The organism is Arthrobacter sp. 179 (assembly GCF_052379645.1).
Taxonomy (GTDB): Bacteria; Actinomycetota; Actinomycetes; order Actinomycetales; family Micrococcaceae; genus Arthrobacter_H.
This window is the reverse complement of record NZ_JBQSYU010000018.1, coordinates 60,020-69,402: the sequence shown is the minus strand read 5'-3', so window position 1 is coordinate 69,402 and position 9,383 is coordinate 60,020. Positions and strand designations below refer to the sequence as shown.

The window sequence follows — 9,383 nt, the reverse complement described above, 5'->3', positions numbered from 1 at the left end:
CATCCAGCACTGGCTCGGCGTGATCGGCATGCCGCGCCGGTATGCGGATTACCTGCCCGAAGACGGCTTCACCACCATGAACCAGTTCTCCACCGTCTTCTCCATGGTTCTGGGCCTGTCGATGATCCCGTTCTTCTGGAACGTCTGGATCACCGCCCGGTCGGCCAAACGGGTCGAGGTCGATGATCCATGGGGCTTCGGTGCTTCGCTGGAATGGGCGACCTCCTGCCCGCCGCCGCGGCACAACTTCCACTCGATGCCGCGGATCCGCTCCGAACGTCCTGCCCTGGATCTGCACCATCCGGAACTTTCGGCCCGGGTGACGCCCACGGCCATGGCAGCCTCGGTGTTCGGCCCGGCGGACCAGAAGGACCGGGAGGAGCGAAGGTAACTGATCCACGACCGGCCCGGGACCCGTACACGGGACCGGGCCATCGGTGGTGTTAGGATGGTTCCTTGGCTGGCAAGCCGATCACATCCGCATGACCTTTCAGGCGGCACCCCGGTGCCCCGGATGGAGATCGAGTTGTAGTACCAAGGGAGCGACTTCCCTTAACTCTCCGCCAGGGAGGCCAGTGACACACAGTCGCCGATAAAAAGAAGAAGGACACCAGTGGCTAATCACACCCGTGCCCGCCGTAAGGTTCGCCTGTCGCGTTCCCTCGGCCTTGCCTTGACCCCCAAGGCAGAGAAGTACATGGAGCGTCGTCCCTATGGCCCCGGCCAGCATGGACGCGCCCGCAAGAAGCAGGATTCCGACTACGCAGTGCGTCTGCGTGAAAAGCAGCGTTTGCGCGCCCAGTACGGCATCCGTGAAGCACAGATGGCCCGCTACTTCGAGGATGCCAAGCGCTCAGCTGGCGACACCGGTGAAAACCTGGTGGAGTTCCTCGAGATGCGTCTGGACGCCCTGGTTCTGCGTTCGGGCATCGCCCGCACCATCGCCCAGGCCCGCCAGCTCGTCGTTCACCGCCACATCGTGGTTGATGGACAGCGCGTTGACCGTCCGTCGTACCGCGTAGGCGAAGGCCAGCTGGTCGCCGTCCACGAGCGGTCCGAGACCATGGTTCCGTTCCAGATTGCCGCCACCGGCGCGCACCGCGACGTCCTGCCGGCCGCACCGGCCTACCTGGACGTCAAGATGGAAGCACTTCAGGCCCGCCTCGTGCGCCGCCCGAAGCGCTCGGAGGTCCCCGTGACCTGCGAAGAGAACCTCGTCGTCGAGTACTACGCACGCTAGGAACCAGCCACCGCTGATTCCCGACGCGTACTGCGCGTCACCCATGGAGCCCATGACCTGCTGGTCATGGGCTCCATGTTTTTTCCTTGGGGATGACAACGGCCAGTGGACCTTCGGCGAAGACCGGGATGGCGAACCGACCTAGGCAGGGACCATCCTGGCTTCTAGACTCGGCACGAAAACCGGGCGCCTTCCCGGGGGCCACGAATGTCCCTCCAGCGGGGAGCAGCACCGTCGCGGTGCGAGCCCACTGATGGAAGGTGTCCTCATGATGCAGCCACCCCACTACACGGGGTTCGCAAACGATGCAGGGCCCGGGGACTGGAGTTTCCTCGGCGACGGAGCCTGCGCGTGGTTCAACGCCCCTTCGCTGGCCGGGAGCGCTCTTCTGGCAGGTCGCATCGCCGAGGTATTCCAGGGCGGGACCCTGCCCGATATCGATCTACGGTCCAGCGGCCTGCGGATCCACTTCGACCCGGGCGCCCCGGGGCGGTTCAGTGACGAGGAAGCGGCCCGGGCCCGGGCGATCTCCACGGCCGCCCGAGAACTGGGGATGGCTTCCGATCCGGACACTGTGCAGGTGATGCAGCTGGCGATCGACGCCTCCGACTCCTCCTCGCAGGGGACCTTCTGGCAGACGGTGCTTGGGTACGAACACGACGGCGCCGCCCGGCTGGAGGATCCCACCGGGCGCGACCCGGCCATCTCATGGGCCAGTCCATCGGCGCACAACGACCTCCGCGGCAGGATCCATGTCGACGTCGTCAGACCACCAGGCCAGGTGGAGGCAGTCCGTTCCACCCTCGGCCAGGAGCCTTTCGGAGCCAACGGGCTCACCCTGGCCGACATCGATGGAAACGAGGTCGACCTCGTTCCGGGCGGCGTGCTTTCACCGGAACCGGACACCAGCGATTGGAGCGTCGCGTTCGGGGCGACCGCTTCCTACCCGGCCGCCTCCGGCACCGTGGCCGTATCCCTGGCCACCGCGGTGGCCGAGCTGGCCGACGAGGCGAAGATCCCGCTTCTGGTGGATCTGCGTCCCGGGCGAGTCACGATCGACAGCGGCAAAGACCAGTGGGACGACGCCGAACGCTCCGATGGCTCCTCATTCGTGGCCCTGGCCGGCCGGATCCAGGCGGCGGCCCGGGGCCTGGGACTCACGGCCGAGAGGGGGCGTACCCGCTTCGTCCAATTCGGCGTGGACGCGATCGACGTGGACGCCGTCCGGGGCTTCTGGGCCTCGGTGCTGGGCTATGCGCAGGATCCCCGCCCCTCGGTGACCGACATCGTTGATCCTCGCCGCCTCAACCCGGTCCTCTTCTTCCAGCAGATGGATCCGGTGGACGAGGACCGGCGCCGGGCACGCAACCGGTTGCATATCGAACTGCAGGTCTCCACCGAGACGGCCCGCCTGAAGACCGAAGCGGTACTGGAAGCAGGGGGACGGGCCCTGACGGGACAGAACGGGCTCCGGCGCACCTTTGCCGATCCCGAAGGCAACGAGCTCACCCTCCTCACTCCGCCGCAGGGGGAATGAATGGCCCAGGGGCTGGCGGATCGTGCTCGGGTGGGCCCTCCCGGAGGCGAGGATCGTCGGGTTCTTACGGAAAACACGGCGCCCGGTGGGCCGACTGCGCCACCGCTGGCGGAAAAAGGTAATGTTGTCCTTTGTTGATTAGCACCTAGCAGGAGGAGCAGTTCCATATGACCGGGTCCGATATTGCCGGCCTCATCGCCGCAGGGGTCTTCGCCATTCTGGTGGCACTGTTGGCCGTTCCCGTGATCAAGCTCGGAAGGGTCTTTGATGAACTGCGTCTGGCCGTGCGTGAGCTCTCGGACGGGACCAGCCCCCTACTGGAGGAAGTCACCACGACGGTCTCCTCCACGAACGCACAACTGCAGAAGGTCGATGGCATCACCAACAACGTCTCCGACGCCTCGGCCAATGTCACCGCGCTCTCGTCCTTGGCCGCCTCCGTGCTCGGCGGACCGCTGATCAAGGTCGCGGCTTTCACCCACGGCGTCCGTAGCGCCATCAATGCACCCACCGGCGGCACCGGCCGCCGCAGCCGCTAGGAGGCCAGCATGATCAAGAAGCTCTTTTGGGTCGGGATCGGTGTCGGCGTCGGCGTGCTGGCGGCCCGTAAGGTCGCCACCGTCAAACAGGGGTTGGGCCGCGAGGGACTGAACCGTTCCGTCGGACGACTGGCCGATGCGATGACCACGTCCGCCGAAGCATTCCGTGACGGGATGCACGGCCGCGAGGCCGAATTGCGGACCGCCCTGGGACTGGACGACCCGCAGGCCGACGCCCCCACGCACCGCCGCTGACACCAGGCTCCACCACACCCCGCAGTACCGTTCCATGAAGGGATCGCCAGCACTCATGAAATCGCAGGAAATCGCCAACCGTTGGGTTGAATTCTTCGCAGCCAAGGGCCACACCGTCGTGCCCAGCGCCTCGTTGATCTCCAACGATCCCTCCTTGCTGTTCACCGTCGCCGGCATGGTCCCCTTCATTCCCTACCTCACCGCCCAGGAGGAGGCCCCCTACCCGCGTGCCGTGAGCATCCAGAAATGCCTGCGCACCGGGGACATCGAAGAAGTCGGCCAGACCGCCCGCCACGGCACGTTCTTCCAGATGTGCGGGAACTTCTCCTTCGGGGACTACTTCAAGGCCGAAGCCATCTCCTACGCCTGGGAGCTGCTGACCGGTTCGGTCGATGACGGCTGTTTCGGGCTGGACCCCGAACGCCTCTGGGTCACCGTCTACGAGGATGGCGAGGAGCGCGACGACGAAGCCCGCGCGATCTGGCGCGACCAGATGGGCGTTCCCGACGAACGCATCGTGGGCACCGGCAAGGAAGACAACTACTGGACCACCGGCCAGCCCGGCCCCGGTGGACCCTGCTCCGAGATCTACTACGACCGGGGCCCCGCCTACGGGCTCGACGGCGGCCCGGCGGTGGACGAAACCCGGTTCGTGGAGATCTGGAACCTGGTGTTCATGCAGTACCAGCTCTCCGCGGTGCGTTCGAAGACCGATTTCGATGTGGCCGGAGAACTGCCGCAGAAGAACATCGACACGGGTCTGGGTCTGGAACGTCTGGCCATGATCCTGCAGGGCGTCGAGAACATGTATGAGACCGACCAGGTCCGTCCGGTCCTGGATCGGGCCGCCGAGCTGGCCGGACGTGAATACTCCTCCACCGAGGACCCGGAGGACCCCCGTCATACCGACGACGTGCGCCTGCGCGTGGTCGGGGACCACATCCGGTCCTCGCTCATGCTCATCAGCGACGGGGTGAGCCCCTCCAACGAAGGACGCGGCTACGTCCTGCGTCGCCTGATCCGCCGTGCGGTCCGTGCCATGCGGCTGCTCGGGGTCGAGGATCCGGTCCTGCCCGAACTGCTTCCGGTCTCCCGGGACACCATGAAGGGCGTCTACCCGCAGGTCGAAACCGACTTCGCCCGCATCTCACGGATCGCCTATGCCGAGGAGCGGGCCTTCCTGCGCACCATCGCCAGCGGCACCGCGCGACTGGAACATGCAGTCACCGCGTCCAAGGCCGCCGGGACCTCCCTGTCCGGGGAAGAGGCCTTCGCCCTGCACGACACCTATGGCTTCCCCATCGACCTGACCTTGGAGATGGCCTCGGAAGCAGGTCTGGCCGTCGACGAAGGGGCCTTCCGCGCCCTGATGAGCGAACAGCGCCAGCGGGCGCAGAAGGACGCGAAGGCCAAGAAGGCCGGACACGCGGACCTGACCGTCTTCAGCGGACTCCATGGCGCCGGGGACACCGTCTTCACCGGCTACGACGAATTGACCACCGGGTCCTCGGTGCGCGGCATCGTCCGCGACGGGGAACTGGTCCGCTACGCCGAGCAGGGCCAGGAGATCGAACTGGTCCTGGACGAGACCCCGTTCTATGCCGAAGCCGGCGGCCAGGCCGCCGACGTGGGACTGATCACCGGAGACGGCTTCGTCGTGGAGGTCCTGGACGTCCAGTCCCCGGTGCGCGGACTGTCGGTGCACCGTGCCGTCGTACGCGAAGGCGAACTGCCCTCCGATGCCCTGGTCACCGCCGAAGTCGACGCACAGCGCCGCCGGTCCGGCGAACAGGCCCACTCGGCCACCCACCTGGTCCATGCCGCCCTGCACCAGATCCTCGGTCCCGAGGCGAGCCAGTCCGGTTCGTTCAACAAGGCCGGCTACCTGCGCTTCGACTTCAGCTGGACCGAGGCCTTGTCGCAGGCCGCCCGCTCCGAGGTCGAGGAAGTCGCCAACCTGGCCATCCGCAACAGCTACGAGGTCCAGACCAACGTCATGGGCTTGGATGAGGCCAAGGACATGGGCGCCATGAGCCTCTTCGGCGAGAAGTACGGGAACACCGTGCGCGTCGTGGAGATCGATGGGGCCTGGTCGCGCGAACTGTGTGGTGGCACCCATGTGGCCAACACCTCCCAGATCGGCAGCCTGACCCTGCTGGGGGAGCAGTCGGTGGGCTCGGGCAACCGACGGGTCGAGGCACTCGTGGGGATGGAGGCCTTCCGCCACGGAGCCGCGGAACGGGCACTGGTCAACGAACTGACCGATTTGTTCCGTGTCCCGTCGATGGAATTGACCGACCGCATCCATGCAACCTTGTCCCGGTTGAAGGCCGCCGAGAAGGAAATCGAGAAGTTGCGGGCCGAGCAGCGCTCCGCACAGGCCGGCGCACTGCTCTCCCAGGCCCGCGAGGTGGCCGGGGTGAGGGTCCTGGCCCACGATGCCGGGGCGGTCGCCTCGGCGGATGACCTGCGCGCCTTGGCCCTGGACCTGCGCAACCGGTTGGGCTCCGAACCGGCCGCCGTGGCGTTGACCGGCGTCGCCAACTCACGGCCTTTGGTCCTGGTGGCCACCAATGAGGCCGCCCGCGGGCTCGGCGTCAAGGCCGGGGCCCTGGTGCGCACAGCCGCCGGCATCCTCGGCGGCGGCGGCGGCGGGAAGGACGACGTCGCCCAGGGCGGCGGCTCCGATCCCGCCCGGACCGGCGATGCGCTGGCCGCGGTCCTGCGCCAGATCGCGGAACGATCCTGAGCGGCTCCGACGCGCCGGGCCCTCCGCGCGGAGTGAAATTTGGGGTCGACGTGGGCATGGCACGCGTCGGGGTGGCCCTCTGCGACCCCGACGGGGTGCTGGCCACACCGCTGAAGACCTTGAAACGGGATCTGAAGAAGAACAGCGATCTGCGCGTCCTGGCGAAGCTCGTGGTCGAACACGCAGCAGTCCAGGTGTTCGTGGGGTTGCCCCGGTCCCTCCGCGGTCATGAAACAGGCTCGACACAGATGGCCCGCGACTACGCCTCGCTCCTGGCCGAAGGGCTCCAGGAGCAGGCTCCCGGGGTGTCTGTGCGGCTGATCGACGAGCGTCTGACCACGGTTTCGGCGCATCGGGCCCTGCATGATTCCGGGCTCGACGGAAGGAAACATCGTCAAGTGGTGGACCAGGTCGCCGCAGCGGATATTCTGCAACAAGCGCTGGATATGCAAAAATCACTACAGCGCGATGTGGGGGACTCCGTCATTTCCGGAGGGCGTTCCGCCAGCACCGATCTTCAGTGAAGGACATCAGAGGATGAACGAGCAGCAATCCGAGGGCCCCGGCGTCGAACCCGGGGGTCCTCAGGAGCGCGCCGACGGCACCGGGGTGCCCGAGGCGCCCGCGCCGTTCCGTCGTCTACGTTCGGGCCGTCGCCGCGCGGCACCGACCGCCCCCTGGGATGAACACGCACCCGGGGAGGAGCCGGCCCATCCGGCGGCGGCCCAGCACGCCGCCGCACCAGCCGATCCCGACCCGACCGAACCCGAACCCGTGGATACCGAACCCACCGCACCCGCGGCAATGACGGCCGACACCGGGGATGGCGGAACTCCTGACCCCGTGACGGAGGACGGCGGACCCGTCGAGGACCCGGCGCCCGAGGACCTTCCGGTGCGTGATCACCATCAGGCCGAGTTGCTCCAGGCGCACCCGCCGGTTGATTCCGACGACGTGGGCACCGAACACACCCCCGGACCCCTCGCGGCCCAGGCCCCCTCCGAGGCGCCCGCGGCCGAGGATCTCCTGCTCGCCGACCCCGAGCCGGAGGCCGAGGAGGAGAGCCCCACCGAATCCCTGCTCAACGGAAGCCAATCGACCCCGGGGGTCCGCAAGCGACGCCGAAAGCGTCGGAACGTGATCATGGCCATCGTGATCGGCATCTTCGCCATCATCCTGGCCATCACCGTGCTGCTGCTCCAGAACATCCTGGGCATGTGGACCACCGAGGACTACCCGGGCCCCGGGGAAGGCGAAGTGACCTTCACCGTCGAACCCGGCTGGGGTCCCTCGGTCATCGGCGGACACCTGACCGAGAAGGACATCGTGTCCGACCGCAAGATCTTCCTCGAGGCCGTCCAGGACTCGGATGCCGAGAACAAGGAAATCCATCCGGGGGAGTACCAGCTCAAATACAAGATGGCAGCCCAGGACGCCGCGGACATCCTGATCGGCGAGGCCGCGGACAAGGTCAGCTATGTGGCGGTGAAGCAGAACGTCAGGACCAAGGCGGTGTTCGAGAAGATCTCCGAGGACACCGGTGTTTCCCTCGGTGACCTCGAGGACCTCAATGACCAGCCCGAGAAGTTCGGGCTCAAGAAGCCGGTGAAGAACCTCGAAGGGTACCTGCATCCGGGCGAATACCGGTTCCCGCTCGATGCCACCGCCGAGGACATGCTCCAGGAGATGGTCGATGCCACCACCAAGGAGCTCACCAGCCAGGGCGTCACGGATCCGGCCAAGCAGTACCGCGCCCTGAAGATCGCCAGCATCCTGCAGGCCGAGGCCAGCCCGAAGGACTACAAGATCGTCTCCGGGGCACTGGACAACCGGCTGAAGCCTGACAACAAGGAGACCGACGGGCTCCTGCAGGTCGACTCCAGCGTCATCTACGGCCTGGACCGCTACACCCTGCAGCTGAGCAAGGAGGAGAAGGCGGACAAGAGCAATAAGTACAACTCGTACCAGCACCGGGGCCTTCCCCCCACGCCCATCGGTTCGCCCGGCGACAAGGCCATCGACGCGGCCATCCACCCCGAGAAGAACGACTACTACTACTGGGTGACCGTCAATACCGAGACCGGTGAAACGAAGTTCGCCAAGACCTATGAGCAGCACAAGGTCTACCAGCAGGAGTTCAGGGACTGGTGCTCCGACAACGAGGACATCTGCAAGTGAGCCACCCAGCCCGGGCCGCGGTCTTCGGACAGCCGATCGCCCATTCGAAGTCCCCGTCCCTGCACCAGGCCGCCTACGCCCGACTCCGGGTCCCGATCGACTACCAACGGGTGGAGGCCGGCACAGGGCAGGCCCGGGAACTGACCGCCAGGATGCGCACGGAACCCGGATGGACGGGTGCCTCGGTGACCATGCCCCTGAAACAGGCCATGGTGCCCTTGATGGACAGCATCTCCGAACGCGTCCAGCGGCTGGGGGTGCTGAACACCATCGTGGTCGGCCGGGCCGAGGGACGGGTCCACCTGCGCGGGGAGAACACCGACGTCGACGGGATCGTCCGCGCCCTGGGCGACGCCGGCGCCTACCGGGTGGGGGCCGTGGCCGTCCTCGGGGCGGGAGGCACCGCGAGCGCGGCCACCGAAGCCCTGCGGAGCATGGGCGCGCAGAGCGTGGACTACGTCGTCCGTGACGGGTCCCGGGCCGCAGGAGTCCTCGAACTGGCCACGACACTGGGTTGTACCGCCGAGGCCATTGACGTGGCGACGGCGGCCCGGCGGTTGGAAGGCTACGACGCGGTGGTCTCCACCTTGCCCCCGCATGCCGCGGACGGGCTGATCCAGGATCTGGACCTGCCCACCCTGCGCCCGGGGACCGCGCTGCTCGACGTGGCGTACGACCCCTGGCCCAGTGCCCTGGCCTCGGCCTGGGAAGCCGCCGGCGGGACCGTGATCGGGGGACTGTCCATGCTCCTGCACCAAGCGGTTGAACAGGTGAAGATGTTCAGCGGGGTCACCGAAGCCGACTGGGGCCAAGTCACAAATGTGATGTGTGACGCAGTGGGGCTGCCCCACCCCCGGAACTGAGCCATGGGCATGGCAGGATGGA

Annotated in this window: 8 protein-coding genes and 1 pseudogene; all 9 read left to right on the top strand. The window is 67.0% G+C overall.

Annotated elements, in window-relative coordinates:
* Nucleotides 1-391, top strand: a pseudogene (locus ACT3UE_RS11610) (cytochrome ubiquinol oxidase subunit I); the annotation flags it as partial.
* A gap of 222 nt (nt 392-613) precedes the next feature.
* Nucleotides 614-1,240: a 30S ribosomal protein S4 gene (rpsD, locus tag ACT3UE_RS11605; RefSeq protein ID WP_444555533.1), complete on the top strand. Its 627-nt coding sequence runs from the start codon at nt 614-616 to the stop codon at nt 1,238-1,240.
* Between the two features lie 268 nt (nt 1,241-1,508).
* Complete coding sequence (locus ACT3UE_RS11600; RefSeq protein ID WP_444555532.1) at nt 1,509-2,777, top strand: VOC family protein; 1,269 nt, start codon at nt 1,509-1,511, stop codon at nt 2,775-2,777.
* Between the two features lie 167 nt (nt 2,778-2,944).
* Nucleotides 2,945-3,316: a DUF948 domain-containing protein gene (locus tag ACT3UE_RS11595; protein WP_444555531.1), complete on the top strand. Its 372-nt coding sequence runs from the start codon at nt 2,945-2,947 to the stop codon at nt 3,314-3,316.
* Between the two features lie 9 nt (nt 3,317-3,325).
* Nucleotides 3,326-3,571, top strand: a complete 246-nt coding sequence (locus tag ACT3UE_RS11590; protein WP_444555530.1) for a hypothetical protein — start codon at nt 3,326-3,328, stop codon at nt 3,569-3,571.
* Between the two features lie 55 nt (nt 3,572-3,626).
* Complete coding sequence (alaS, locus tag ACT3UE_RS11585) at nt 3,627-6,320, top strand: alanine--tRNA ligase (protein WP_444555529.1); 2,694 nt, start codon at nt 3,627-3,629, stop codon at nt 6,318-6,320.
* A 50-nt stretch (nt 6,321-6,370) separates the two neighbouring features.
* Nucleotides 6,371-6,844, top strand: coding sequence for a Holliday junction resolvase RuvX (gene ruvX, locus ACT3UE_RS11580; protein ID WP_444555528.1), 474 nt, complete (start codon nt 6,371-6,373; stop codon nt 6,842-6,844).
* Between the two features lie 13 nt (nt 6,845-6,857).
* A complete protein-coding gene (mltG, locus tag ACT3UE_RS11575) occupies nt 6,858-8,498 on the top strand; it encodes an endolytic transglycosylase MltG (RefSeq protein ID WP_444555527.1) in 1,641 nt (546 codons plus the stop codon).
* A complete protein-coding gene (locus tag ACT3UE_RS11570) occupies nt 8,495-9,361 on the top strand; it encodes a shikimate dehydrogenase family protein (protein WP_444555526.1) in 867 nt (288 codons plus the stop codon). Before mltG ends, ACT3UE_RS11570 begins: the two co-directional genes overlap by 4 nt.
* Nucleotides 9,362-9,383 lie beyond the last annotated feature (22 nt).